This window comes from Mesorhizobium sp. M1E.F.Ca.ET.045.02.1.1, from assembly GCF_003952485.1.
Classification (GTDB): domain Bacteria; phylum Pseudomonadota; class Alphaproteobacteria; order Rhizobiales; family Rhizobiaceae; genus Mesorhizobium.
Genome location: NZ_CP034447.1, coordinates 5,404,174 through 5,430,060 on the forward strand (window position 1 = coordinate 5,404,174; position 25,887 = coordinate 5,430,060).

The following is a 25,887-nucleotide window of genomic DNA, read 5'->3' on the forward strand; positions in this document are numbered from 1 at the left end:
TCTCTTGCGTTCATTGCACATGGTGCAACCGCGAAGCCAATGCAAGCCCTCCGCAATGCGCCGTCAACCGGCACTTTCGCGGCATTGCGGGCGGTTGTGCCGGGCAGTGAAGGCGGCTATGCCGCTGCCTGTTCCCGCAAAGAGACCGCATCCGACATGACCGCAAAGCCTTTCGATGATTTCCGCACTCTCCTGGCGACGCTGCCGCCGGCGGACGCCGCCGCCGAAACCCGTGTCCGCATGTTGTTTGCCAAAGCCGACAAGCCGAAAGCCTCGCTGGGCCGGGTCGAGGATATTGCTGCCTGGCTCGCCGCCTGGAGCGGGCGCGCGCCGCCGGCCGTGAACCGGCCGCTTGTGGCGATCTTTGCCGGCAACCACGGCGCTGTCCGGCATGCCATCTCGCCGCGGCCGGTCTCGGCAACCGCCGATGCGGTCGAGCTCTGCGCCGCCGGCGGCGCCGCGATCAACCAGGTCTGCATCGCCAACGACCTCGGCCTGAAGGTTTTCGATCTGGCGCTTGATATCCCGACGGGAGACATCACCGAGGAAGCGGCGCTCGACGAGCGCGGCTGTGCCGCCACCATGGCCTTCGGCATGGAAGCCGTCGCCGGCGGCGCCGACCTTCTTTGCCTGGGTGATCTCGGCGTCGGCAACTCCACGATCGCAGCCGCGTTGTGCGCGGCGCTGTTCGGAGAAGAGGGCGCCGACTGGGTCGGGTCGGGATCGGGCGCGGATGCGGCAATGATCGCGCGCAAGGCGAAAGCCGTCGATCGGGCGCTCGCCTTTCACGGCGCCAGCCTCGGCGATCCGCTCGAAGCCTTGCGCCGGGTCGGCGGCCGCGAGTTCGCGGCGATCGCCGGCGCCATTCTTGCCGCCCGCATGCAGAAGATCCCGGTACTGCTCGACGGGTTCGTGGCAACGGCTGCCGCCGCAGTTCTGCACAGGGTCAATCCCGCCGCGCTCGACCATTGCCTGCTCGCCAGTCTGTCGCCCGAGCCCGGGCATGCCAAGGTCGCCGATCGGCTTGGGCTCAGGCCACTGCTCGATCTTGGCCTCAATCACGGCGAAGGGGTCGGAGCAGGGCTGGCGGCCAGTCTCGTCAAGGCAGCAGCGCTCACCAGTTCCGGTATGGCAGCAGCGGTCAGGCTCTAGCGCCTGCGCGCCGCAACCTCCTTGGTCGGCAGCGCCGGCAATTCCTCCATCACCCGGCTCAGCGGGAAAATGGCGATCGCCTCGGTGCCTTCGCGCAGCTTGGAGTGAAGCTCGAACTCGCCGCCATGCATGTCAAGCAGCCCCTGCACGATCGGCAGACCGAGGCCGGTTCCCTGTTCGGCGCTCTTGATGGCGATCGAGCCCTGGCCGAAGGCGGAAAGCACCACCGGAATTTCCTCGTCCGGAATGCCCGGGCCGTTGTCCTTGACCGAGATGTACTGGCCGCCGCCCGCCGTCCAGCCGACGCGGACACGGACCTCGCCTCCCGACGGGGTGAACTTGATCGCATTGGACAACAGGTTGAGCGTGATCTGACGGATTGCCCGCTCGTCGCCAAACAGGCGCGGCAGGGTGGTCTCGAACTCCTGGATGACGCGAATGTCCTTGTTGCGGGCCCGAAGCTCCATCATGTGGCAGCAGTCCTCGACGATCGTCACCAGCGCCACCGGCTCCTCGTTGAGCTGGTAGCGGCCGGCCTCGATGCGCGACAGGTCGAGGATCTCGTTGATCAAGTCGAGCAGATGCTGTCCGGATTCATGCACATCATGCGCGTAGTCGCGATAGGTCGGGTTGTTCATCGGCCCGAGGACTTCATTGGCCATCACTTCGGAGAAGCCAAGGATGGCGTTGAGCGGTGTCCTGAGCTCGTGGCTCATCGAGGCGAGAAAGCGCGACTTCGCAAGATTGGCGTCTTCGGCGCGCCGCCTGGCCTCGTCGGACATCGATTTCGCCGTCTCCACCTCGGCGATCAGCGCGTCCTTTTCGGAGCGGAAGGAGAGCACCATCCACGAGGCCTGGTTGAGATGGCGCGCGACATAGCCGAAGAAGGGCAGGGCGGCGACCAGGAGCGCCGCCATGATCCCCTCGATCGGCATCCACAGGCGTATAACCGTATAGACATAGACCGCCACGGGAACCGCGAAGGTCGCGAGCAGTGCGCCGCTCAGCGACGACGCCGTGACAGCAGTCGTCCCCATGGCGACCAGAAGCACCATGGCCTTGACGACGTGGAACTGGTCGACCTGGCACGTGTGGCAGCCGAGCCAGGCGAACCAGGCCCAACCGAGGCCGCACAGCGAATGGGCGATCAGGAAATCGCGGCGCGTTTGCATCGGGTCGAGCTCGGACGCTTCCGTGCGCTCGACGCGCCGCGCCATGAAAGCGACGATGGTGTAGCAGAGCAGGGTGAAGAGAGCCCAAACGGCAACCTGGTTGCCCAGGCCGGCAAAGCGGGCGATAGCCGCCACGGCAAGTACGAGCAGCGGTATGGCGATCGCGCTGACCATCATGGCGCGCGCATGCAGCTTCAGCAGTTCGCGGTCGAAGTCGAGGCTGCCGGCCTGCTGGGAAAGACGGTCACGCGTCCTGCGCACCGCGCGCGCCACATCGCTGTTGCGATGCGGTTTCCTGCGGTCCACAATGAATTTGTCCGCTGTGTCCGAGCGTAGCAGAGGCATGCAAGTTCAATTTCCGCGCGCAGCGATTTTCAAGTTCGTTAAGCTACGTTCGAATGATTAAGAGACTGTTTGCCATATGAGCCGTTCCTGGTCGCGACGACCGCGCCGGCGATATGTTCCGCGGCCGCCGCGCAGCCTTTGGCGCAAGCTGCTGGATTATGGGCTGACCGCGGTTCTGCTTGGCCTGTTCATTTTGGTGGCGGCGCGGCTCGACCGTTTCGAGACGCGCAAGGAGCAGGGCACTGCCATCGTCATTGACGGCGATTCGATCACGCTGGGAACAGAGCGCATCCGCATGCGCGGCATCGACGCTCCGGAATACACGCAGACGTGCCTCAAGGACGCCGCCGACTACCCTTGCGGCAAGCTCGCGCGGCAATCGCTGGTGCGGCTGATCGCCGGCAGGCCGGTTTCCTGCGCGGCTGGCAGCGCGACCGTTACGGCCGGCTGCTCGGCGACTGCAAGGCAGGCGAGACGGACCTCAACCGTGCTCAGGTCCAGGCCGGATGGGCCGTCGCCTTCGGCGACTTCGAAACCGAGGAGGCCGTTGCGCGCGCCGCCAAGGCCGGCATCTGGGCAGGCTCCTTCGAGGAGCCGCAGGACTGGCGCGACAGCCACCACGATCAGCCGGTCGAAAGGAGGCACGGCACGTTGGCTTCGCTCGGTGATGCGCTGCGCGAGCTTGTTCGTTTCTGGTGATGACGTCCTGGCGATGCTCTGTTTGATGCATGTCGTTCTCCCAAAACCGCTGCGCACTTTTGGGCGACATGCATTGAAGCCCGACCTATGATCGAGCGAGAGATCGGGAGAATGGAATGAAGCTGTTCGATGGCGGCCGCGCGCCGAACCCCAGACGGGTCCGGGTCTTCCTGGCGGAGAAGGGATTGACCGTTCCGCTGGTGCCTGTCGACATGGGCGCGCTGGAGCATCGCGAGCAGCCCGTGGCGTCGCGCAATCCACTGCGGCGGTTGCCGGTGCTCGAGCTCGACGACGGCACCATCATCACCGAATCCATCGCCATCTGCCGCTACTTCGAGGAATTGCATCCCGAGCCCGTGTTGTTCGGCAAAGGCGCTCTCGGCAAGGCCAAGGTCGAGATGTGGCAAAGGCGCATGGAGTTCAACCTCTTGAGCTGCGTCGCCGCCGCCTTCCGGCACATCCATCCGGCGATGAAGGAATGGGAGGTGCCGCAGATCCCCGAATGGGGCGAGGCCAACAAGCCGAAGGCGATCGAATTCCTGTATCTGCTCGACCGCGAGCTGGCGGACAGGGAATTCGCTGCCAGCGATGCCTATTCGGTCGCCGACATCACCGGGATGATCGCCATCGACTTTATGAAGCCGGCGCGCATCAAGGTGCCGGAGGATTGCACCAACGTATTGCGTTGGTACGGGGCGCTGACAAGCCGACCGAGCGCTACTGCCTGAGACCCGCGTTTTGGACGAACTGCACGGCACAAGTGGAGAACTGGAAAGCCTGACGGCGAGGGTGCGGGCCTGCCGCATCTGCGTCGAGCATCCGCGCGGCCGGCCCTTGCCGCACGAGCCGCGCCCGGTGCTGAGGCCATCGTCGAGCGCTCGCATCCTGCTCGCCAGCCAGGCGCCGGGCACCAAGGTCCACATCTCGGGCATGCCGTTCACCGACGCCTCCGGAGATCGTCTTAGAAGCTGGCTCGGCGTCACCAGCGAAGAGTTCTACGACACGGAAAAATTCGCCATCGTGCCGATGGGTTTCTGCTTCCCTGGCCAGGACGCCAAGGGGGCCGACCTGCCGCCGCGCCGTGAATGCGCGCCTGCATGGCGAGCCGAACTGATGGCGCTGATGCCGCAAATCGATCTGGTGCTGACGATCGGCGGCTACGCGCAGTCCTGGCACATGGGCACGGCGCGAGGGCCGTCGCTGACGGAAACTGTCAGGAACTGGCGCGCTGTCTGGGATGCGCCGGCCAGCCGGAAAGTGTTGCCGCTGCCGCATCCATCGTGGCGAAATACCGGCTGGCTGAAGAAGAATCCCTGGTTTGAAATGGATTTGCTGCCTTTCCTGCGGTCGGAAATCCGCTATCGCATCGGTTAGGCATCCGGCAAGAAATCACTCGCTTTTGCCACCGTCGGCAGAATTTCTTTCTTGTGAAAGGCCCAGATAAAAGGGAATATAGCGAAACTATTCCCCTGGAGTCTCCCAATGGACCGCCTTGACCGAAAAATTCTCCGCCTCCTGCAGGAGGATGCGACACTTGCGGTCGCCGATGTCGCCAAGAAAGTCGGCCTGTCGACCACGCCGTGCTGGCGGCGCATCCAGAAGCTCGAGGAAGAGGGCGTCATCAAGCGGCGCGTGGCCATTCTCGACCATGAGAGGGTGAATGTGCGCGTCACCGTCTTCGTGTCGATCCGCACCAATTCGCACAGCCATGAATGGCTGCGGCGTTTCTCCGAGGTCATCCAGGAATTTCCGGAAGTGGTCGAGTTCTACCGCATGAGCGGCGACGTCGACTATCTGCTGCGCGTGGTGGTGCCCGACATCGCTGCCTACGACGCCTTCTACAAGCGGCTGATTGCCAAGATCGAGATCCGCGACGTGTCGTCGTCCTTCGCCATGGAGCAGATCAAGTACACGACCGAAATCCCGCTCGACTACATGGTGCTCGACAAGGAATCCGGCGCGAACGCGGCGTGACTGTTATCTGAAGCGATAGAGCCTAATTCTTCTTTTTGTTGAGGAAATTCCACGGCGAGTTGACCGGCAGCGTGACCGCGTCAGGCACGGTATCGACGCTTGCCACTTCGGCTCTGCGCACCGTGTAGCCCGACTGGACGATCGAGACGCCGTCGAGGATGAAGAGCTGGCTCTTCTACATGCCGGGCTTCAGCACGCCGGTGACCGAAACCGATTGATAGGCCTTCGCCATCTTGTAGGGATGTGCCGGCGTCACAAGCACGATCTGGTTGGGCGGCGGCGTCGGCATGTGGCTGCAGGCACCCGTCCATGGCACCAACAGGAACTGGTAGACGAGGTCGCCATCGCGATCGACCGGCAAGGCATAGCCGGCCAGCTGAATGGTTTTGTCCTGGAGACTCAGAGACAATGTTTCGCCGTGATCGGGCAGTTTGGCCGCGATCATTGGCAGGTTGGCGTCAGCCGCAACCGCCTGCGTCGCGGGGCGCAGATCCTTCCAGAAGATGTGCGCGGTTTCTGCCGAGGCCTGACTAACGGCAAGGCCAAGCACCGCGGCGATGATCGTGCCTGTGTTGAGAAGGTCGTTCATTGGCTCCATTCTGGTCGGTCCATGATTGCGAGCGAGTAAAACTGCCGTGATCTCTGAGGCATTTTTGGGGGCCCGATGGAATTGGTGGGCGCCGCAGAAACGCTCTGGCGGAAAGGCGCATGGAAGAAACACCGGGAAATCGTTGCCCAGGCCTTGCCTGGTTGCGGGAGCGACGCTGAAAATAGCCCGACAAATAATGGCAGCGAACCCGCGTCGCGCGGTGCCCGGCGCGCAAGAATCTGGAGAAGTTCCATGCCGACCAGCCACGATCTCAGGGGGCTGATGAAATTTCTTGCCCGTGACGAATGGCGCGAATGCTTCGAGGCAGTTTTCAACGAGCATTTCGGCCCGGTCCTCGACGAGGGCGAAGGGGATTTTGAAGACCTTGCCGAAGTCCTCGGTGACCACTGGACGAACGCCCTTTGGGGTTGCGTTTTCGAGGATTTCCTGACGCAGGATTTCGAGGGCGAACCCACCAACATGGTCGACGAATATCTGAAGCGCCGAGGCTGGAAGGAAAGCGCGCAATCAAGGGCGTATATGGTGGCGCTGCGCACCTCCGTCATGAGTTTGTATGAGGTGAGCGACGTCGTTCCAGGAACGTCTTTTATGGCACGCGACCTTATCCGCGGCGGTGAGCCGATCGTCGTCAGCGAGGGCACTGCCACCAAGACGTTGAAGCAGTGGGACAGGCTTGCCGCGCGGATCGTACCCATCATGGGCAAAAACGTCATGGCTGGCGGTGTCTTGCCCTTTACCCCTCAGGCCACGGAAACATTGTTCGACGGGTTGCGGGGCCTGTTCGGCAAAAGAAATGCGAAAAAGCTGCCTGCCATCAAAGACGACGAGCTGCAGGCGGCAGCTTTCATGTTCACGCTCTCATGGTTGTTCGACACGCTTGGAAGGGTCGCGGGGCCTCGGCTGCAGAATACCGATGGTGACGAGATCGCATTCCACAACGTTCGCTTTCCCCTCGGGTCCGCCGTGAGGCAGGAGGATATCGCCGCTCGATTGAACGATATTCCGGCCTTGTCTCAAGCAGACGCGAAATTCTGGAACTGGCTGGAGGAGACCCCGAAAAGCGGCAACAAAACAAAAGCGGCGGCCGCTCCTTCTATGGACACCACGATGGACAACGGTCCGCTCGTGCTTGGCAATGTCGAGTTGAAGGGCCGTTTCCTGCATCTGTCGGCCAATTCCGCCGCGCGCGCGGCAAGAGGAACGGCTCTGATCCAACAGGTCCTTGGCGATCTTGTCCGGGCGCCATTAACTGAGATCAGGACAGTCGAACAGATGATGGCCGAGGAGCCGCGTAGCGGCGCCGAAACGTCGGGATCGAGCATCACCCCCGAAATCGCCGAACAGAAGGTCCACGAGTACCTGGATCGGCATTATCTGGAAACTCTCGATCAGCCGGTCAAAATGTTGGGGAACAAGACGCCGCGTCAGGCCGCCAAGACTCCGGCCGGCCGACAAAAGGTCGCCGACTGGCTGAAATACATGGAAAATCAGATCGCCAAGCAGCCTGACCCGACTCATCCCATGGCGACTTACAGTTTCGAGTGGATGTGGAAAGAACTCGGCGTGCGCGATCTGCGGCGGTAGCCCGTTCCGTATCTGTGTCCCGACAAATGCATTGGAGCCAGCATCAACGGGTGAGCCGCATCACATGCCGGCGAGTGCCGGCCGTGCCGACCTCATGGAATCCGCGCGCGACGAAACTGTCGCGAAAACCCATGAAACGATAGCTCGGCGCGGCCTCGTCGACCGGATAGGCCTCAACCGTCCGCGCGCCTTTGGCGAAGGCATGCTCGATCGCAGCATCGAGCAGTACGGAAGCCAGCCCGCCGCCTCGCAGGACCCTCGGCACATAGAAGCAGACGATCGACCAGACGCCGGTCTCGCTGTCGTCCTGCTGCTTCGACAGCCTGCGATAGGTCTCGCGCGGCGCGACTGAACACCAGCCAACCATCCTGCCGTCGAGTTCGGCGACGATGCCGATCGGCGTGCCTTCATCGATCAGCGCCATCATCATGCGCTTCTTCTCGTGGTTCTCAATGTGATCGCGGCTGGAGTGGCGCCAGGCCATACACCAGCAATATTTCGGCGCGCCCGGCTGCTCGAACAGGTTTTCGAAACGGCCGCGCGTCTCCCGCGTCACCTCGATGAAGCGGATGGAAGCGAGGTCAAGTTTCTCTGGCGGCGAGTCGTTCGAGCTGTCCGGCATCCGTCAGTTCCTTGACGGCGTTCCTGCCGATCCAGCGCGCCGTGCTGTCGGACGATGCCGCCAGTTTCTCGGCAAGCGCTAGGGCAGGGGTGTGCAGCGTCATCGACCGCTTGCCGATCTGCCGCAGCGCCCAGTTCACCGCCTTGCGGACGAAGTTGCGCGGATCGCCCGCATGCTTTTCGATCAGCGGCAGATAGGCAAGGAAGGTCGCGTCCGGCTCCTTCTTCAGGTGCACCGCGCCCCAGGCCAGCATGGCAAAGGCGGTGCGGCGGACGAACTCTCGCTCGTCCTCGGCGAATTCGTCGATCAACTCGCGCCAGAACGGCGTCGCCGCGAACAGGTCCGCGACGGTATCGACGATCTCCCAGCTGTCGAAATCGGCGGCCCAGCGCCGGCATTGGCCGATGTCGAGCTTCTTCGGCTCGCCGGTGAAGGCCGCCATCAATCGCGCCTCGCGGATGCCGGTGTCCCACAAAAGCAGCGAGCGCTCGTGGTTCTTTTTCAGCTTGCGCGCCAGCGGCCGCAGGTCGGAATTGCCGATGCCGAGCGCGGTCGCGGTGTTGATGCCGAAGCGCGCCATGCCGACAAGGTTCTCCTGTTTGCCGATCGAGCGCAGATGGGCGACGGTGTCGTGGGCGCTCCAGCTCGGATCGGGAAGGGCCATCGCCGTTTATTTTTCCAGGCGCGCCAGCAGCGAGGACGTGTCCCAGCGCCTGCCGCCCATATCCTGCACGTCCTTGTAGAACTGGTCGATCAGCGCCGTCACCGGCAGCTTGGCGCCGTTGCGGTTGGCCTCGGCAAGGCAGATGCCGAGATCCTTGCGCATCCAGTCGACGGCGAAGCCGAAATCGTATTTGCCGGCATTCATCGTCTTGTGGCGGTTTTCCATCTGCCAGGAGCCGGCAGCGCCCTTGGAGATCACCTCGATGACCTTCTCGATATCGAGCCCGGCCTTCTTGCCGAAATGGATGCCCTCGGCCAGCCCCTGCACAAGCCCGGCGATGGCGATCTGGTTGATCATCTTGGTGAGCTGGCCGGCGCCGGCCGGCCCCATCAGCCCGACCATGCGGGCATAGGCGTCGATGACGGGCCTGGCCCTGTCGAAGGCCGATTGCTCACCGCCGACCATTACCGTCAAAACGCCGTTCTCGGCACCCGCCTGACCGCCAGACACCGGCGCGTCGAGGAAAGAAAAACCGGCTTTTTCAGCAGCTTCGGCCAATTCGCGCGCAACTTCGGCCGAAGCCGTGGTGTTGTCGATGAAGACGGAGCCCTTCTTCATCGAGGCAAAGGCGCCCTTGGCGCCGGTCGTCACCGAGCGCAGGTCGTCGTCATTGCCGACGCAGGAGAAAACGAAGTCCTTGCCTTCGGCCGCTTCGGCCGGCGTCAGCGCCAGCTTGCCGCCATGCTGGGCGACCCATTGCTCGGACTTGGCGGTGGTGCGGTTGTAGACGGTGACGTCGTGGCCGCCCTTGTTCCTGAGATGCCCGGCCATCGGGTAGCCCATGACGCCAAGACCGAGAAATGCAACCGATGCCATTAAGCCTGCCTTCCAACAAAACGGAGATTTCAGTGGCGGAAGGTCTAGGCTATGGGAAAAATTCGTCAAGGCATGCAGAGCCGCTTCGGCTGGTGCAGGCCGACGCGCATGCGCGCTCTATCGTTTGAGGTGAACGGTGATCCGGCGCTCGATCCATTCGACGCCATGGCGCAGGATCTCGACCATCACCAGATAAACGATCGCCACCCAGATATAGGCCTGGATGTCGAAGGATTTTGCATAGGCGAGCTTGGCGTTGCCCATCAGGTCGTAGACGGTGATGATGGCGACGATTGCCGAAGCCTTGATCATCAGGATGAGCTCGTTGCCGTAAGGTCGCAACGCCACGATGATCGCCTGCGGCATGATGACCTTGCGCAGCGTCTGCAGCTTGTGCAGGCCGAGCGATGCGGCTCCTTCCCACTGGCCCCTGGGCACGCTCTCGATGGCACCGCGCAGGATTTCGGCCTGGTAGGCGGCAGTGTTGAGCGAGAAGGCAAAGACGCCGCAGTAGAAGGCTTCACGGAAGAACCACCACAGGCCGACCGTTTCGAGTTCGGGCCGAAAGGAGCCGACGCCGTAATAGACGAGGTAGGTCTGCACGAGCAGCGGCGTGCCGCGGAAGAAATAGACGTAGCAATAGGCAAGACCGGAAAGGATCCTGTTCTTCGACATGCGTCCATAGGCGACGGGCAGCGACAGGATCGCGCCGGTCACCATCGAGATGGCCACCAGCGACAGGGTGGTCCCAAGTCCTTGCAGATAGGCCGGCGCGTATCTGGCGAAGAACTCGGCGTTCCAGGCGTGGACCAGATAGGCCACGATGCCGGTACCGAAAAGGGCCCACACGCCGACAAGCGCATAGCCGACGATGCGCGCGCGCGGCCAGCCGCGCGCCTGCGGCGGCGGTTTGTCGATGGCGATAGCCTGGCTGACGCTCATCGCGCTTCCCTCCGCCCGAGCGAGCGCAGGATATAGCCGGTCGCGATCGACGACAGGATGGCCAGCACAAGGAAGACCAGCGCCGCGACGCTGTAGAACAGGAAGGAATGCTTGGTGACGCGGGCCGCGACGCCGGCATTGCGCAAGGTTTCGGCGAGGTTGACGACCGAAACCAGCGAGGTGTCCTTGAGCAGGCTGAGCCAGCAATTCTCCAGCCCCGGGAAAGCGATGCGCAGCAGTTGCGGCAGGACCACCAGGCGCATGGTCTGCCATTTCGAAAGGCCAATGGCGTAGCCGCCCTCATACTGGCCCTTGGGAATGGCGCGAAAGGCGGAAAGAAAGACCTCGCTGGCGTAGGACGAGAAGATCAGCGACAGCACGATCATGCCGGCAATGAAGCTGTTGACGTCGACCGTCGCCTCGGGTTCGAACAGGCGCACGACATATTGCAGCAGCAGCGGCATGCCGAAGAAGAACAGGAACAGCGTCACCAGCTCGGGCAGGCCGCGAAAGACGGTCGTGTAGATGTTGGCAGCGAGCCGCAGCGATGGTTCTTGCGACTGTTTGGCGAAGGCGACGAAAAAGCCGATCACCAGGCCGATCGGAAGCGTGGCGAGCGCCAGCGCAATCGTGACCAGCACGCCAGAGGCGATATCGTCACTCCAGCCATCGGGGCCCCAACTGAGAAGTGTCCAAATGCTTTGGGCCGGCATTGGCGGGGCGTGTCTCCGTGGCGATCCCGGAATGAAGGAAGGGCGGTGAGGTGGTCCTCACCGCCCCGAGCGCAATGATCAGGACTCGGCGCCGTAGACGTCGAACTTGAAGTACTTGTCGTTGATTTCCTTGTACTTTCCGTTGGCGCGGATGGCGTCGATCGCGGAATTCAGCTTGTTGACCAGGTCGGTCTCGCCCTTGCGCACGGCAATGCCGGCGCCCGGTCCGAAGATTTCGACCGGCTGCGGCGATGGCTGGCCGAGGATCTTGCAGCAGGCGCCGTCAGGCGAATCCAGCCACTGCTGCAGCACGACGATATCGTCCTCGATAGCGTCGAGACGACCGTTGGCGAGATCGGCTTGCTCCTCGGGGCTGCTCGGATAGCCCTTGATGGTGCTGTCCGTATAGGTCTTCGAGGCATAATTGAAATGGGTCGTCGTGGTGGCGACGCCGATATTCTTGCCGGCGAGGTCTTCCTTGGTCACGCCCTTGAGCGGCGAATCTTTCGGCACGGCGATCGCCGAGGGCGTGTTGTAGTATTTGTGGGTGAAGTCGACCTTCTCCTGGCGCTCGGGCGTGATCGACATCGAGGCGACGATGGCGTCGAACTTGCCGGCCTGGAGCGCCGGGATGATGCCGTCCCAGTCCTGCGCGACGAAGGTGCACTTCACCTTCATTTCGTCGCAGAGGGCCTTGGCGATGTCGATGTCGAAGCCGACCAATTGGCCGTCCGAGGTCAGGTTGTTGAAGGGCGGATACGCGCCTTCGGTGCCGATCCTCAAGGTCTTTTCCTGAGCCTGGGCGACGCCAAGTGTCAGCAGCGCGGCCGAAGCGGCGAGCGCGATACGCAGTGCAATACGCATGATAATCCTCTCATATTGTCATGGCCGCTGTCCCGTGCGGCTCTTGTGGGCGGAGCTTCTTGACCGCCCGCTGCGCGGGATACTCCCACTCTTTCCAAGAAAAAAGCAACTGCAAATCAACAGCAAACGACAATCACCGTGTGCCGCAGCGTTACTTGCCTTTTGTGACGAGGCTGGTGGCGCGTTCGATAAAGTCGGCTATCGATTTCGTATCGTCGAGGTCGAAGACAGGCAGGTTTTCGCCCTCGACCGGAAAGTCGGCGGCGACAGCGACGATGTTCGGGTCGCTGGCGGAAAGCGGTGTCCGGTCCTTGGCGTCCAGCCGTCTCGCCTCGATCTTCTTGTGCGCTTCGCGCTTGTAGCCTTCGACGAGCACGATGTCGGAAGGCGTCAGCCGCGCCAGGATTTCGTCCAGCTTCGGCTCGACCTCGTTGCGAAGCTCGTGCATCAGCGCCCAGCGCCGGCCGGAAACGATCGCGACCTCCATGGCGCCGGCCTGGCGATGACGGAAGGAGTCCGTGTCAGGCTTGTCGATGTCGAAGTCATGATGGGCATGCTTCACCGTCGAGACCGTCCAGCCGCGGCGGACCAGTTCGGCGACCAGCTTTTCGGTCAGGGTCGTCTTGCCGGAGTTCTTCCAGCCGGTGATGCCGAATACGCGTCTCATGGCTGGAGGCTTTGCAACAGACGTTCGGCCTGCGCAAGGTCGTCCGGCGTGTTGATGTTGAAGAACGGGTCGATCCGCTGGCCTTCGGCCTCGATCATCGGAAACTCCACCTGGACAAAACCGTGCCGCTCCATGAAGGCCGAGACGCGGCGATTGTCCTCGTCGATCAGGAAATGGCGCAGGGCATCGCTGAGGCCAAGTGGCCAGAGCGCGAAAGTCGGGTGCCATCTGTCGTCGGAACTGGCGACCGCGATCGCACCCGGCCGCTCCCTGGCAGCGGCTGTCAGCCGCTCGACGAGATCGCCGGGGAAGAACGGCGTGTCGCCAGCCGCGCTCACCAGCGACTGGCAGGCTGCGTTCTCCGCCGCCCATTCGAGGCCGGTCAGAATGCCGGCCAGCGGGCCGGCATGGCCCGGCACCGTGTCGGCGAGCACCGGAAGGTTCATGGCAGCAAATCGCGCGGGGTCGCCATTGGCGTTGAGCGCAAGCGTGCCGACCTGCGGCTTGAGACGCGCGGCGACATGGTCGATCAGCCTGGCTTTGCCGAGCGAAAGCAAGGGCTTGTCGCCGCCGCCCATCCGGCGCGACCGGCCTCCCGCCAGGATGATGCCCGCAACGCTTCGGTCCATCGGACCTATATGCCGTCCGGCGCCATGTCGGGTCCAGCGCTTTCGGCGGCAGTCTGCCGCCGGCCGACGACGCGCTCGCGATAGAGCGCGTAGAGGCCGGAGCCGATGATGATCGCGGCGCCGATGATCATCGGCAGGTCGGGGATGTCGCCGAAGATGACGAGGCCGAGCAGGATCGACCACAGCAATGCGGTGTAACGGAAGGGCGCGATGAAGGAGATGTCGCCCGAGCGCATCGCCATGATGATGAACTGATAGCCGATGAGCACCAGCACCGCAGCCAGCGCCAGCAGTGCTGTCGCGTCGGCGCTCATCGGCGTCCAGCCGCCCATCGGCGACAGCAGCAGCGCGCCAAGCACGGTCATGGCCAGCGCCGTCGCCGTCGACACCAGCATGGTCGGGATCGCATGCGGGATGCGCTTGGTGGCCAGGTCGCGCACGGCGCAACAGACGACGCTCGTCAGCGCCAGCAGCGAATAGGCGCTGAAACCCTCGAAACCCGGCCGCACGATGATCAGCACGCCGGCAAAGCCGACGGCGATGGCGAGCCAACGCCGCCAGCCGACGCCTTCGCCGAAGAAAAGCGCGGCCCCCATCGTCACGGCCAGCGGCAGCGCCTGCAGCACGGCCGAGACATTGGCGATCGGCAGGTGCGCCAGAGCGACGAGGAAGGAGACCGTGGCACCGGCCTCACCGGCAACGCGCACGGCCACCATCGGCTGCAGCATGGCGCGGGGATCGGCAAGCGCGCCGCGCCGCCAGGCGAGCAGGCCGACGAAGAGCGACGCGAAAGCGCCCCGCACGAACATGACCTGCGCCATGTTCATCGATTCGGACGAGAATTTGGTGATCGCGTCGTTGAGCGTGAAGCCGATCATGGCCACGACCATGAACAGCGCGCCGCGAAGATTGGGCGAGAGAGGCAAGGGCGTTTCCAATTATTCTTGGATCAAGCCTCTAGCAGGCAAGTGGGAAACAGCAACGTCAAAGAAATGGGCCACAGCATCTGCTGCGGCCCAGCTTTCGGGAAAACAGTGGGCCTTATTTCTTCGGCGTCAGCGTCTCGGTGCCGTTGCCATCCTTGCCAGCGATGGTCCAGAGCCCGTGCAGCGAGCCGTCGTCCTCTACCTTGTAGACGACGAGGCCGATTTCCTTGCCCATCACATAGCCTGCCGAAAAGGCATTGTCGTTGCGCATGCAGATGCCGTCCGAGGACGAGCCGCCGGTTTCCCAATGGATGGTGCAGGTCGTCTCGCTGGTCAGCGTGATGGTTGCCTCGCCGTCGTAGGACGAGCCGTCGAAATTGGTGCCGGAAACCGTGTAGGTGCCGCCGATCGACTGGGCCACCATCGCCAAAAGCCTGCGCGGGCCTTGAGCTCGGGCGACACGCCGCAAATAAACCTTCCGCAATGGCCTCCGCCCGATTTACCGCTGACCTGTTCCGGCCTAGCTTTCGAGCGCGATTTTTTCGCTCTAAGGGGGAAAGTTCATATGCCGGCTGCCGGCATCGAAACGACGCCAAGCATTGCAAGCGAAAGCATGAATTTGCCACCGCCTGCACCTTTCCCGACGAGATTTTCAGCGACCGCTTGCCTGAGCCTGAAAACGGCGACGGGCAACAATGGCTGAGCGCCGACGGCGCCAGCCTGACCTGCTCCGGTATCTACAACGTCGATAACGACACACCGAAAAGCTTCGTCGACGACGAAAAGGCGAACACCGGACCCGGCTACAAGGTGACCTACGGCAAGACCGGTAAGAACTGGGCGGTGCTCTCCGGCGTCAAGGGCGACAAGGTCTTCTACGAGCGACGCCTGTTCGGAAAGGATGGCGTCATCCGCACCGTCTGGATCGAATATCCCTCCTCGCTCAAGGCGAAATACGATCCCCTGGCAGGCTGCCGAAGCGCGCATTGACGTAGGTGAACGGCTTCGCGATTGCCGTTGTCGTGACGATTGCAAACAACGACGACAAGGCGATCGCCAAAGGCGCTCCCTGGATGAGATGAAGACGCTTCATGGTGCCCCCAAGGTCAGTGACCAAAGGTGATCCTGCACCAATTTTCGGAAAAAATCAGCCGCCGGTGACGCTCATATGGCGAGATACCGAGGGACGGCTGGTGCGGCGGTCGATGATGAAATCATGGCCCTTCGGCTTGCGCCCGATCGCCTCGTCGATGGCTTCGCCGACCAGCTCGTTGCCTTCGGACGCACGCAGCGGCGCCCTGAGGTCGGCTGCGTCTTCCTGGCCGAGGCACATATAGAGCGTGCCTGTGCAGGTCAGCCTCACGCGGTTGCAGCTCTCGCAGAAATTATGCGTCATCGGCGTGATGAAGCCGAGCCGGCCACCGGTCTCGGCGACCTGGACGTAGCGCGCAGGGCCGCCGGTCTTATAAGGGATGTCGGTCAACGTGAACTGGCGCTCCAGCGAGGCGCGCAGCAGCGACAGCGGCAGGTATTGGTCGGTGCGGTCGGCGTCGATCTCGCCCATCGGCATGGTTTCGATGACGGTGAGGTCCATATCGCGGCCATGCGCCCAGCGCAGCATCTCGGGGATTTCGGCGTCGTTGAAGTCGCGTAGCGCCACCGCGTTGAGTTTGACCTTGAGCCCGGCCGCCTGCGCGGCGTCGATGCCTTCCATGACCTTGCCGAGATTGCCCCAGCGGGTGATCTGGCGGAACTTGTCGGCATCGAGTGTGTCGAGCGAGACGTTGATGCGCTTGACCCCACAGTCGGCGAGTTCCGCCGCAAAGCGCGAGAGCTGCGAGCCGTTGGTGGTGAGCGTCAGCTCTTCAAGCGCGCCGCTCTTGAGATGGCGCGACAACTGACGCACCAGATGCATGATGTTCTTGCGCACCAGCGGCTCGCCGCCGGTCAGCCTGAGCTTTCTCACGCCCTTTTCGATGAAGACGCCGCAAAGCCGGTCGAGCTCCTCGAGCGACAAGAGGTCCTTCTTCGGCAGGAAGGTCATGTCCTCGGCCATGCAATAGGTGCAGCGGAAATCGCAGCGGTCGGTAACCGACACGCGCAGATAGCTGATCGTGCGACCGAAGGGGTCGATCATGTCCATTTGCAAGCGTTTCCCATGGCCTGAGCGGCGTCGTTATATACAGCTATGTGATACGATCCAACCGCGCATTCAAGATAGAAGGTCTTGATCTTTGGTAACATTCCCCGACCGACATTCTCTGTCGGCGGCCTTGCATGGCCTTTCAGCGTCGCGCAAAGCAGCGTAGGGAAGGGCGCGACTCACGCAGGACCAGACATGACGGCGCCAAAGGAACTGAGGGTCTCGAAGGACCGCAGGCTGCTCACCGTGACTTTTCCCGGGGATCAACCGTTCGAATTGCCGGCGGAGCTTTTGCGCGTCGCCTCGCCCTCGGCGGAAGTGCAGGGCCATTCGCCTGAACAGCGGGTGACCGTGCCCGGCAAGCGCAACGTCGCGATCCTCAAGATCGAGCCGATCGGCAATTACGCGGTGCGGATCACCTTCGACGATTTCCACGACACCGGCATCTTCACCTGGAACTATCTCCACACGCTCGGCCATGAGAAGGACGAGCGCTGGAATGCCTATCTCGCCGAACTGGCCGAGAAGGGGCTCAGCCGCGATCGCTAGCCCGGGCGCAGGTCCAAATTTGGCGATCGGCTGTCGTCAAGGCGTCACGGACATAGAGTAGCGCCGGCAAAAGGTCAGGAGGCGAAAAGATGTCGCTCATCACGTCGGTCGAACAGCTCGAAGCGCTCTACGGGCTGCCTGGCGAGGCCTCGATCGTCAAGGAACTCGACCATGTGATCCCCGAATATGCCGCCTTCATCGAGGCCTCGCCCTTCGTGGCGTTGGCGACCAGCGGGCCGGAAGGGCTGGACTGCTCGCCGCGCGGCGATCTTGCCGGCTTCGTGCGCCTCGTCGATGAGAAAACGCTGATGATGCCCGACAGGCGCGGCAACAACCGTGCCGATTCGCTGAAGAACATCATTCGCGATCCGCGCGTCGGGCTGCTTTTCCTGGTGCCCGGCTCCGGCACGACGCTGCGCGTCAACGGCCGCGCCCACATCACCACCGATGCCGGGCTTTGCGCCTCCTTCACGGTCGACGGCAAGCCGGCCCGGTCGGTCACCGTCGTTGCGGTCGACACCGTCTATTTCCAGTGTGCCCGCGCCATCGTGCGCTCCGATCTCTGGAATCCGGCAAAGCACGTCGATCCGAAGTCGCTGCCGACGCCCGGCCAGATCCTCGAGATCACCAGCCGCAAGAACATCGACGGCGCCACATACGACAAGGAATGGCCGGAGCGGGCCAAAAAGACCATGTGGTGAGGAACGGGGCCGGTCAGGCTTCCTTGAGCACTTCGGCGATCTTGCGCATCTGCTCGCCGATCATGTCGCACTGTTCCGGCGTCGACTGGCTCATCGCCTTCTCGATCAGCGCCATGTGCACTTTCAGCGCCCGCATCAGCAAGGCTTCGCCGGCTTCCGTGAGGTTCAGCCGCAGCACGCGCTTGTCCTTTTCGTCGCCCTCGCGGCGCAGCAGGCCGCGCGCCTCGAGCTGCGGCAAGAGCATGGTGATGTTGGAGCGGCCGACCAGGAGCTTGCGGGCAAGGTCGTGCTGCGACATGCCGGGGTGGCGGTAAAGGTTCATCAGCACGTCGAGCTGCGCCGGCTTGAGGTCGAGCGGCGTGAGTTTCGTCGCCAGCGTGCGCTCCAGCACATGGCAGGCGCGCGCCACCGCAACCCAGTTGCGAAAGCGCGGATTGTCCCAGGGCAGGTCTTGCTTAATGTTCATGTTTGAACTATTATGTTCATGCTTGAACGAATGGATGGACTGCCAATATGGCATCATTTGGAATGAAGGTCATCCGAGGCGTATTCGGTGCCGCCGAGCATGTCGCGCCGGGTCTCAGCGGCCGCGCCGCGTTCGAGTTGTTCTGCCGCACGCCAAACGTCAAATCCCTGAGCGACGGCGAGCGCCGCGCCGTCGAGCGCGCTGCCGGTTTCATGGCTCAGGCGCGTCATCACCGGCTCAAGACGAAGACGAATTGCGTTGCGGTGCATGAGTTCCGGCCGGAGCCGGGCAGGGGCTCTCGCGGCACCGTGCTCGTCATCCATGGCTGGCGCTCGCGCACCGAATATATGCGCGCGCTGATCGAAGGATTTCGCGGGGCAGGCTACAAGGTCGTTTCGCTCGACCTGCCCGGGCACGGCCACTCGCTCGGCCGCCATCTCAACATGGTGAACGCGGTGGATGCGGCGCGGGTCGCCGGCGAATGGTTCGGTCCTTTTGCAGCCGTGGTCGGCCATTCCTTCGGCGGCGCGATCGCCGCCAACGCGGTTGCGGCGTCGGTGAAAGACATGCCGCCGCTGGCAGCTAAAAAGCTGGTGCTGATCGCTGCTCCGAGCTCGCTGCCGGCGATCTTCGACGACTTCAGTCGTATGATGAACGTCGGGCCACGTTCCCGGGTCGCCATGGCGGACAGGGTGCAACATCTGTCGGGACGGCCGCTCAGCGAATTCACCGGCGATCGCCAGCTCGCCGAGGCGCCGGTGCCGACACTGATCATCCACGCGCCGGACGACCGGGAAGTCCACGCCGACCACGCAAAGCGGTATGCGGGCGCCGGCGATCATGTCCGCCTGCATTGGGCCGAAGGACTCGGCCACCGCCGCATCCTTGCCGACAAGGATGTCGTCGCGCGCGCCGTCGGATTCGTGACGGAGCAGCACGAATCGACACTGCACTGAAAAGGGCAGCAGCTTTCCGCCCGCAACAGGGACTCGGTCAGTCGGCTTTCTTTTTCTGACCCGGCTCGACGGGCAGGCCGGCGGCCTTCCACGCGGTGTAACCGCCAAGGATGTGCTTGACCGGTGTGAGACCCATGTCCTGCGCGGTCTTGGTGGCGAGCGCCGAGCGCCAGCCGCCGGCGCAGAAGAAGACGAAGGTCTTTCCCGAAGCGAAGAACGGCTTGTGGTAAGGGCTTTCGGGATCGATCCAGAATTCGAGCATGCCGCGCGTCACATGCTTGGCGCCGGGAATCTTGCCGTCGCGCTCGACTTCGCGAGGGTCGCGCAGATCGATGAAGATGGTGTCGTCATCCTCCAACAGCCCGGCCGCTTCCTCGGGCGACACGACCTCGATCTCGGCATTCGCCTCGTCGAGAAGTTCGCGATATCCCTTCTTCACTGCACATCCTCCAGGCCGTGGCTCGAGGCCGCCGGAATTTCGATCACAAAGACCGCTGTTTGTCACGCCTTGGCCATTGCCGCACAGGCGGCCGTCGAATCCGCCGGTGATTCATGCTGACAGTCCACTCGAAACGCCACCCGCGTACCTATGTGACTTTTTCGCCTGTCGGCAACGCCACGCCTGATTGTCCCGGGTGTCGGAACACTTGGAACGGCCTGCTCGTTTTAAGTCTCACAAGGATGTGAAACTGTTCTGCAACAGGGTCGTGGAAATTTATGGAAGCTTAACGAAATCAGTATGAATCGGTATAGTCGCGCCTTACATCCGCCATGCGGAGGGCGGGACCGTCTAGCGGCGCGGAACGGGAACCCGGTTCAACCGGTGCGGGTGAAGCATGAAAATCCTCGGGAACAAAAAGGCTGTCATGCCGATCGCGATCGCGGCGGCGCTTGCCTTCGGTCAGCAGCCAGCAAGCGCGCAGGGCTTGTTCGACATGCTGTTCGGTGGCGGCATCCGGCACAACCCTCAGGGTGAATTTCCGCCACCGCCGAAGCCACGCAAGCTGCAGCCAGGCACCGGCGGTGGCGCCAGGATCAGCAGCCCGACCTACAACACCTACAGGGCCGACAAGCTCGTGCGCGTCGACTTCAAGTCGCTGCTGCCGGCTCCGCTGCCCGCGACCGCGCAGGACGCTGCCTTTGTGCCGTCCGTGACCGAAAGCGCGTTCCGCGACGCGCTGGCAGGCCTAAGCGACTATGAGCTCTTCGCCGAACCCGATATCGCCAAGGCGCTGATCGCCTACTACTCGGCCAATCCGGATTTCATCTGGGTGACAGGAGATTCGCCCAACAGCAGGGCGCAGGATGCGGTGCGGGTGCTTGGCGAGGCTGCCAGCTACGGCCTGACGCCCGCCGACTACTCCGTCGACGTCCCGACGGCCACGGCTTCCGCAATGCCGGAAGAGCGGATCAAGAATCTGGTCCGCTTCGAGATGGCCTTGTCGGCGCGCGTGCTGCGCTATGCCCATGATGCCCAGAGCGGCCGCGTCGACCCGATCCGCATGACCGGCTATTACGATTTCCCGGCCAAGCCGCTCGATCTCGAGGGCGTGCTGAAGACGCTGGCGCATACCCAGGAGGTGCGCACTTACCTCGAATCGCGGCACCCGCAGAACCCGGAATACCAGGCGCTGCGCGTCGAACTGGAATCGCTCCAGGCGAGCGAGGAGAACGAGATCGTCGTCGATCCGAAGCTGCTGCTCAAGCCCGGCGAAAGCAGTCCGGAACTGCCCAAGCTCTTGACCCTCATTGCCCGCAATCTCGATGACGAGATGGGCGGCAACTTTGGCGAGATCCTTTCCAGGCTCGGCAACAGCGAGGTTTACGATCCCGAACTGGCGCCTGTGATCAAGGCGGTGCAGCAGCGGGCGGGCATGAAGGGCGACGGCGTCATCGGCCCACGCACCGTCGCTTCGCTTGCCGGAACATCCAAGGCCGACAAGATCGAAAAGGTGAGGGTTGCGCTCGAAGAGTTGCGATGGCTCCCCTCCGACCTCGGCAGCCCGCGCGTCTTCATCAACCAGCCGGCCTTTACCGCGAGCTACATCGACAATGGCGAGGAAAAGCTGAAGACCCGCGTGGTCATCGGCAAAGTCACCAACCAAACCGCCTTCTTCTACAACCAGATCAAGCAGGTCGATTTCCATCCCTATTGGGGCGTGCCGCAGTCGATCATCGTCAACGAGATGCTGCCGAGACTGCGCAGCGATCCGGGCTATCTCGACCGCGCCGGCTATGAGGTGACGGACTCGCGCGGCCAGCGGGTTCCGTCAGCCGCAGTCGACTGGGGCGCGTATGGCGCCAAGGTACCGTTTAGCGTGCGCCAGCAGCCGAGCGAAGCCAATGCGCTCGGCGAGTTGAAGATACTTTTCCCCAACAAGCATGCCATCTACATGCACGACACGCCGCAGAAGTCGTTCTTCGAGCGCGACATGCGCGCGCTGAGCCACGGCTGCATCCGCCTGCAGGATCCGCGCGGCATGGCGGCCGCGGTGCTCGGCACCTCCGTCGACGACATCGCGGAGAAGCTGAAGCACGGCCATGCGACCGAGAATGTCACGCGCGTCATCCCGGTCTACGTCGCCTATTTCACAGCGTGGCCGGACATGTCCGGCAAGGTCGAGTATTTCGACGACGTCTACGATCGCGATTCCAAGCTGATGCAGGCGCTGGATGCGACCGAAGCGGTGCGTGCGCCGTCAACCTGAACGCTCGACAAGAGGGCGCCGGAAGCCGGCGTCGCGCCCGGCGATCAGCCAATAGACCAGGCCCGCGACGAGACCGGCGCCGGCGATGATGCCCATGTCGGCCCAGCGTTCCGGATCGTCCGGCGCGTCCGGCCAGAGCAGGATGAAACCGGCCGTCGCCGCGGCGCCGCCGAACAGCATGTGCAGCCAGAAGCTCCGCAGCGAAAAGAACTCGGCAATCAAGGCAAAGACCAGGGTCTGCGTGCCGGTTACCACGATCGTCAGGAAATAGGCGAACATGCCGAGAGGCGGCACCACGAGCGCCATGATGGGCGTCACGCCCATCAGGTCGAAATAGGCGGGCGCGTCGGGGAGCGCGCTCAGTACAGCGTAGATCACGACCAACGCGATCAATCCGACGAGCACCGCCACCAGATAGCCGGCAAGTACCATAAGGATACGCTTCAGGACGTAGCCGATCATTGCAATGCACCCCCGTGCCCGCAATCATGGCGCGCAGTCAGCCATCAATCATGCGTCGACGCAAGTCTCGGATGGGCGGGGGCGGCTTACCCACGGGCGGCCGTCGTCAGGCGCCACCGCATAAGTGCTGCGAGTCCGGCAGGGACCATGTGCCTTTGCCGGCGAGATCGACGCCGTAATAGACCCTGCCGCGCAAATCGCCCTGCGGACAATCGCGCGGGATCGAGATCAGGCACATGACGACGGGATCGCCGACTCTGGAACCCGCCAGCCCCGGCTCACGGTCATAGGAAACCGCGGCTCCGCCATTGGTGAACGTCGCAGCGCTCCCGGCTTCCGGGCTGGCGGTTGCCAGCGGGTCGTCGCCCAGCCTTGCCGTCAGCGTCTTGATATGGGTGAAGCCGCATCTCCCGATCGAAGAGGGAAGGGGCTGGTCCACCGGCCTGGGTGTTCGCGCCGCCAGATCAAGCGCCTTCTTGCCGATCAAGGCGATATTGTACTCCTCAACCCAGGAGGGCGCCGAGCCATAAGTCTGCAGCGCGTTGTTCTGGGCGCTGACGATGCAGGCGGCGTCCGCCTTGCAGGCATTCCGGTCCGCAGCCAATTGTCTGGCGATCTTGCGCTTGTCACCGCCGAAGGCAGGCTCGAAGCCGCTGAGGGCCTTGGCGACCAGCACATCGATCGCCGACATCTGCGCGTCCGCGCATATTGCCTTCTCGCTGGGCAATTCAGCCTTCCGGCAATCGAAGGATGGCCCGTCTGCCAACGCAGGCCCCAGGCCTGACAGGCTTAGGATCAACACAGGCACGAGCCGAGAGATCGCTCGAATGGGGAGACGCATTTCTTGCTCCAGACCGTCGGCTTAGAAGCATCAATCTACGCGGAAAGCCGACGATACGGAATGACTGGAAAACGGAAAGCGATCCGCCTTACTTCGGCTCGCCGGTCACCGGATCATAGGTGATTTCGACCTTGGCCTTGTCGGTCGTGTAGTAGATGACGGTATAGCCGTCGCTACTCCAGCCGACCTCCTTTATGTAGCGGAAGTCGTTCCGCTTCTCGACCTTGGCGACGATTTCCGAGAGTTTCTTGGCATTTTGCGGCGGCACCGCTTGCTCCTCCGCCGCGAAAGCCGGCCCGCCGATAAGGAAAAACGCAATACTGGTTGCCAAAACAACAGCGCGCATGACTGCCCTCAATCTCGTGTTGGCATGAGTGCGCTGAAAAATTCGCATCCCAGCCGGGTTGGTTCCGCCACGCTCGGATAATGCCTGCTCCACGGACTGGCTGGCAAGAGCGCTTCCATGGTTCGTTTGCAAGCTCCTGAAAAAGCCAAAGCCTCGGGATTTCAATATGTAAGGAAGTTTCTGCGACCTGGTGCTTCAGGTAACAGACGGCTAACCATGGGTCCGACCGCAGACGCATTCCATTAGCTGTTCGTGGTAGAGCTTTTGGCCAGACCCTGTTAGACTTCCGGTCTAACAGGGTGGCAACGGCGCGCCGAGCCTGCCGGGGATTGTTCCGTCGGCAAACGGCGAAGTGCTTTTTCCAGCGGAAGTCGCCTGTTCTGGACCGAAAGCAGGGACCGGGGGCTCAACCATGGCTGAACGGAACTATACCCGTCAGCTCGCGACAATCATTTCTATCGACGCCGTGGGCTTTTCACGGCTGATGGGCATCGACGACGAACTTGCCGTCGCGGCCTTCGAGGAAAGGCGCGATATCATCACCGACAGTTGCGGTGCCTTTGGCGGCCGCACCTTCGGCGTCGCCGGCGACAGCATCATGGCCGAATTCGGCAATCCGATCGAAGCCTTGCGCGCGGCCTTCGATTTCCAGGATCGGATCATGGCACTCAATGCATCGGCCGCCGAAGAGATGCGCATGCCGTTCCGGGCCGGGATCAACACCGGCGATGTCATCGTCCGCGAAGGCCGCCTCTATGGCGACGATGTCAACATCGCCGCCCGGCTCCAGGAGTTCGCCCCGCATGACGGCCTCGCCATTTCCGAGACGACCTGGCATCACGTCAAGGACAAGACGGCGGCGAATTTCACCGATCTCGGCGAGTTCATGCTGAAGAACATCGCGCTGCCGGTGCGCGTCCTGATAGCCGGGCGCGATGGCAACGGTGCCGCGATGGCGGCTCCCTTGGCCGCCATCCCCACAGCGCCCGGTCACTACAAACCCGTTGCCAAGGGACCGCCGGCAATCGCGGTGCTGCCGTTCCAGGGCGACGGAAGCGAACCCGATGTCGAATACATGGCCGATGGTATCGCCGAGGATATCATTTATGGCCTCTCCAATACCCGTTGGCTTTCGGTGATCGCCAAGGGCTCAAGCTTCCAGTTCCGCGACGACAGCCTCGGGACCAGGCTCATCGGCAATGCGCTCGGCGCGCGCTACATCGTCAGCGGCACGCTGGCGCGCCACAACGGGCAGATACGCCTCAATGCCTCGCTCACCGATACCTCGAACGGGCGCCTCGTCTGGTCACAGCGCTTCGACCGCGACCTCGTCGATATCTTCAGCCTGCGCGACCAGATCGGCTCCGAGATCGTCTCGATCCTCGACAAGGAAGTCGACCGGGCCGAGCAGGTGCGGACCTTCCAGGTGCCATGGGAGAGTCTCGAGACCTGGCAATTGGTGCGGCGCGGCCGCTGGCACATGAACAGGCGCACGCGAAGCGACACAGAAATCGCACTCGAATTCTTCGACAAGGCCTACCAGGAGGATCCGAATTCCAGCGCCGTGCTGAACGAACTGGCATGGTGGTATTTCTGGCGGGCCTGGCTGCGCTTCGGCGACAGCGACGACCTGGACAAGGTCGAGGCGCTGGCGCGCAAAGCGCTTCTGATGGACAGCCTCGACGCGCGCCCGCACGCTTATCTCGGCGCGGCCGACATCATGCGCGGCCAGCCGGCGTCGGCCGCCGAGCATCTGGCCGAAGCGATCCACATCAATCCGAGCTTTGCTTTCGCCCGCTCGGCAATGGGCAGCGCGCGCTTGCTGCTCGGCGATGCCGCAGGCGCGATCCCGTTCTTCCTGGATACCGAGCGGCTCAGCCCGTTCGACCTCTACCGCTTCCACAATCTGGGGGAACTGGCCGCCGCATACTGCTTCGTCGAGGACTGGCCCGCGGCAATTGCCGTTGCCGATCGCTCGCTCAACCTTTCGCCGGGATATTTCTACGCCAGGTTTCTCAAGATCGGCGCCTTGATGCGAAGCGGCCGCCGCGACGAGGCCAAGCGGGAACTTGCCATTTTCGCGACCAGACATCCCGACTTTTCCGAGCAGAGGATTCGCTGGATACCGTTCGTGGACGCGGCGAAAAACAACTTCCTGATCGCCAATTTCGATCAAGCCAAGTCCATTGCATGATCACCATCGCCGAAGACAAATCACTGTGACGGAATTCACATACGCCGGACTGAACCAAACCTAGGCCAAAGAGACGGCCGGC

General features: G+C 62.9%; 29 protein-coding genes and 1 pseudogene. 12 read left to right on the top strand and 18 right to left on the bottom strand.

Translation table 11 applies throughout. From position 1 onward, the window contains the following. Window positions 1-156: 156 nt before the first annotated feature. On the top strand, window positions 157-1,152 hold the full coding sequence (locus EJ070_RS25965) for a nicotinate-nucleotide--dimethylbenzimidazole phosphoribosyltransferase (protein WP_126093917.1): 996 nt from the start codon (window positions 157-159) through the stop codon (window positions 1,150-1,152). Here EJ070_RS25965 and EJ070_RS25970 read toward each other — a convergent pair. Beyond that, window positions 1,149-2,669 carry a HAMP domain-containing sensor histidine kinase gene (locus EJ070_RS25970; RefSeq protein WP_126093918.1) on the bottom strand — a complete coding sequence of 507 codons (1,521 nt, stop codon included), beginning with the start codon at window positions 2,667-2,669 and terminating at the stop codon, window positions 1,149-1,151. The two genes, EJ070_RS25965 and EJ070_RS25970, sit on opposite strands and share 4 nt — an antisense overlap. A 357-nt stretch (window positions 2,670-3,026) precedes the next feature. Between EJ070_RS25970 and EJ070_RS37205 the strand changes: the two genes are divergently transcribed. The 4 genes from EJ070_RS37205 (at window position 3,027) to EJ070_RS25990 (ending at window position 5,342) form a co-directional block, all read left to right on the top strand. After that, window positions 3,027-3,368: a thermonuclease family protein gene (locus EJ070_RS37205; protein ID WP_245464674.1), complete on the top strand. Its 342-nt coding sequence runs from the start codon at window positions 3,027-3,029 to the stop codon at window positions 3,366-3,368. Between the two features lie 116 nt (window positions 3,369-3,484). Continuing rightward, entirely contained in the window at window positions 3,485-4,096 is a 612-nt protein-coding gene (locus EJ070_RS25980; RefSeq protein ID WP_126093919.1) for a glutathione S-transferase, read from the top strand. A 10-nt stretch (window positions 4,097-4,106) separates the two neighbouring features. After that, entirely contained in the window at window positions 4,107-4,742 is a 636-nt protein-coding gene (locus tag EJ070_RS25985) for a uracil-DNA glycosylase family protein (protein ID WP_245464675.1), read from the top strand. Window positions 4,743-4,850: 108 nt separating this feature from the next. Next, on the top strand, window positions 4,851-5,342 hold the full coding sequence (locus EJ070_RS25990) for an Lrp/AsnC family transcriptional regulator (protein WP_126093921.1): 492 nt from the start codon (window positions 4,851-4,853) through the stop codon (window positions 5,340-5,342). A gap of 22 nt (window positions 5,343-5,364) precedes the next feature. On the opposite strand, the pseudogene EJ070_RS25995 reads toward EJ070_RS25990, so the two are convergent. Further along, window positions 5,365-5,931 (bottom strand): annotated as a pseudogene (locus tag EJ070_RS25995) (DUF3299 domain-containing protein). Window positions 5,932-6,183: 252 nt separating this feature from the next. Here EJ070_RS25995 and EJ070_RS26000 point away from each other — a divergent pair. Beyond that, a complete protein-coding gene (locus EJ070_RS26000) occupies window positions 6,184-7,536 on the top strand; it encodes a hypothetical protein (RefSeq protein WP_126095907.1) in 1,353 nt (450 codons plus the stop codon). Between the two features lie 43 nt (window positions 7,537-7,579). Here EJ070_RS26000 and EJ070_RS26005 read toward each other — a convergent pair whose 3' ends face one another. From EJ070_RS26005 to EJ070_RS26050, 10 genes are all read right to left on the bottom strand, one after another. Next, on the bottom strand, window positions 7,580-8,158 hold the full coding sequence (locus tag EJ070_RS26005) for a GNAT family N-acetyltransferase (RefSeq protein ID WP_126093922.1): 579 nt from the start codon (window positions 8,156-8,158) through the stop codon (window positions 7,580-7,582). Beyond that, window positions 8,118-8,822 (bottom strand): DNA alkylation repair protein, encoded by a 705-nt coding sequence (locus EJ070_RS26010; RefSeq protein ID WP_126093923.1) that lies wholly within the window; start codon window positions 8,820-8,822, stop codon window positions 8,118-8,120. Before EJ070_RS26010 ends, EJ070_RS26005 begins: the two co-directional genes overlap by 41 nt. Window positions 8,823-8,828: 6 nt before the next feature. Further along, window positions 8,829-9,698, bottom strand: a complete 870-nt coding sequence (locus EJ070_RS26015; protein ID WP_126093924.1) for an NAD(P)-dependent oxidoreductase — start codon at window positions 9,696-9,698, stop codon at window positions 8,829-8,831. A 117-nt stretch (window positions 9,699-9,815) separates the two neighbouring features. Continuing rightward, window positions 9,816-10,640, bottom strand: coding sequence for an ABC transporter permease (locus EJ070_RS26020; protein ID WP_126093925.1), 825 nt, complete (start codon window positions 10,638-10,640; stop codon window positions 9,816-9,818). Beyond that, window positions 10,637-11,353 (bottom strand): ABC transporter permease, encoded by a 717-nt coding sequence (locus EJ070_RS26025; RefSeq protein ID WP_126093926.1) that lies wholly within the window; start codon window positions 11,351-11,353, stop codon window positions 10,637-10,639. Before EJ070_RS26025 ends, EJ070_RS26020 begins: the two co-directional genes overlap by 4 nt. A gap of 78 nt (window positions 11,354-11,431) precedes the next feature. Then, window positions 11,432-12,217, bottom strand: a complete 786-nt coding sequence (locus EJ070_RS26030; protein ID WP_126093927.1) for an ABC transporter substrate-binding protein — start codon at window positions 12,215-12,217, stop codon at window positions 11,432-11,434. A 151-nt stretch (window positions 12,218-12,368) separates the two neighbouring features. Beyond that, complete coding sequence (gene mobB, locus EJ070_RS26035; RefSeq protein WP_126093928.1) at window positions 12,369-12,884, bottom strand: molybdopterin-guanine dinucleotide biosynthesis protein B; 516 nt, start codon at window positions 12,882-12,884, stop codon at window positions 12,369-12,371. After that, complete coding sequence (gene mobA / locus EJ070_RS26040) at window positions 12,881-13,513, bottom strand: molybdenum cofactor guanylyltransferase MobA (RefSeq protein WP_126093929.1); 633 nt, start codon at window positions 13,511-13,513, stop codon at window positions 12,881-12,883. Before mobA ends, mobB begins: the two co-directional genes overlap by 4 nt. A gap of 5 nt (window positions 13,514-13,518) precedes the next feature. Further along, complete coding sequence (locus tag EJ070_RS26045) at window positions 13,519-14,439, bottom strand: DMT family transporter (protein ID WP_126093930.1); 921 nt, start codon at window positions 14,437-14,439, stop codon at window positions 13,519-13,521. Between the two features lie 115 nt (window positions 14,440-14,554). Further along, window positions 14,555-14,863, bottom strand: coding sequence for a hypothetical protein (locus EJ070_RS26050; RefSeq protein WP_126093931.1), 309 nt, complete (start codon window positions 14,861-14,863; stop codon window positions 14,555-14,557). A 239-nt stretch (window positions 14,864-15,102) separates the two neighbouring features. On the opposite strand from EJ070_RS26050, the gene EJ070_RS26055 reads away from it, so the two are divergent. Continuing rightward, window positions 15,103-15,429 carry a hypothetical protein gene (locus EJ070_RS26055; protein ID WP_245464677.1) on the top strand — a complete coding sequence of 109 codons (327 nt, stop codon included), beginning with the start codon at window positions 15,103-15,105 and terminating at the stop codon, window positions 15,427-15,429. Window positions 15,430-15,586: 157 nt separating this feature from the next. Here EJ070_RS26055 and moaA read toward each other — a convergent pair whose 3' ends face one another. Further along, window positions 15,587-16,582, bottom strand: coding sequence for a GTP 3',8-cyclase MoaA (moaA, locus tag EJ070_RS26060; RefSeq protein WP_126093932.1), 996 nt, complete (start codon window positions 16,580-16,582; stop codon window positions 15,587-15,589). A 195-nt stretch (window positions 16,583-16,777) separates the two neighbouring features. Between moaA and EJ070_RS26065 the strand changes: the two genes are divergently transcribed. Next, on the top strand, window positions 16,778-17,131 hold the full coding sequence (locus tag EJ070_RS26065) for a DUF971 domain-containing protein (RefSeq protein ID WP_126093933.1): 354 nt from the start codon (window positions 16,778-16,780) through the stop codon (window positions 17,129-17,131). A gap of 89 nt (window positions 17,132-17,220) precedes the next feature. Further along, entirely contained in the window at window positions 17,221-17,832 is a 612-nt protein-coding gene (locus tag EJ070_RS26070; protein ID WP_126093934.1) for a pyridoxamine 5'-phosphate oxidase family protein, read from the top strand. A 13-nt stretch (window positions 17,833-17,845) separates the two neighbouring features. Here EJ070_RS26070 and EJ070_RS26075 read toward each other — a convergent pair whose 3' ends face one another. Further along, entirely contained in the window at window positions 17,846-18,298 is a 453-nt protein-coding gene (locus EJ070_RS26075) for a MarR family transcriptional regulator (protein ID WP_126093935.1), read from the bottom strand. Between the two features lie 47 nt (window positions 18,299-18,345). On the opposite strand from EJ070_RS26075, the gene EJ070_RS26080 reads away from it, so the two are divergent. Then, the gene (locus EJ070_RS26080; RefSeq protein ID WP_126093936.1) at window positions 18,346-19,254 is read left to right on the top strand and encodes an alpha/beta hydrolase; all 909 of its coding nucleotides are present in this window, start codon (window positions 18,346-18,348) and stop codon (window positions 19,252-19,254) included. A gap of 37 nt (window positions 19,255-19,291) precedes the next feature. Here EJ070_RS26080 and EJ070_RS26085 read toward each other — a convergent pair whose 3' ends face one another. After that, window positions 19,292-19,693: a rhodanese-like domain-containing protein gene (locus EJ070_RS26085; protein WP_126093937.1), complete on the bottom strand. Its 402-nt coding sequence runs from the start codon at window positions 19,691-19,693 to the stop codon at window positions 19,292-19,294. 397 nt (window positions 19,694-20,090) lie between these two features. Between EJ070_RS26085 and EJ070_RS26090 the strand changes: the two genes are divergently transcribed. Further along, a complete protein-coding gene (locus EJ070_RS26090) occupies window positions 20,091-21,962 on the top strand; it encodes a murein L,D-transpeptidase (protein WP_126093938.1) in 1,872 nt (623 codons plus the stop codon). On the opposite strand, the gene EJ070_RS26095 is transcribed toward EJ070_RS26090, so the two are convergent. From EJ070_RS26095 to EJ070_RS26105, 3 genes are all read right to left on the bottom strand, one after another. Further along, entirely contained in the window at window positions 21,954-22,424 is a 471-nt protein-coding gene (locus EJ070_RS26095) for a hypothetical protein (RefSeq protein WP_126093939.1), read from the bottom strand. The genes EJ070_RS26090 and EJ070_RS26095 overlap by 9 nt on opposite strands. A gap of 106 nt (window positions 22,425-22,530) precedes the next feature. Further along, window positions 22,531-23,115 (bottom strand): hypothetical protein, encoded by a 585-nt coding sequence (locus EJ070_RS26100; protein WP_245464678.1) that lies wholly within the window; start codon window positions 23,113-23,115, stop codon window positions 22,531-22,533. A gap of 238 nt (window positions 23,116-23,353) precedes the next feature. Continuing rightward, complete coding sequence (locus EJ070_RS26105) at window positions 23,354-23,659, bottom strand: PepSY domain-containing protein (RefSeq protein ID WP_348639599.1); 306 nt, start codon at window positions 23,657-23,659, stop codon at window positions 23,354-23,356. 364 nt (window positions 23,660-24,023) lie between these two features. Here EJ070_RS26105 and EJ070_RS26110 point away from each other — a divergent pair, with 364 nt between their 5' ends. Continuing rightward, a complete protein-coding gene (locus tag EJ070_RS26110; RefSeq protein ID WP_126093941.1) occupies window positions 24,024-25,805 on the top strand; it encodes an adenylate/guanylate cyclase domain-containing protein in 1,782 nt (593 codons plus the stop codon). The last annotated feature ends 82 nt before the right edge of the window (window positions 25,806-25,887 follow it).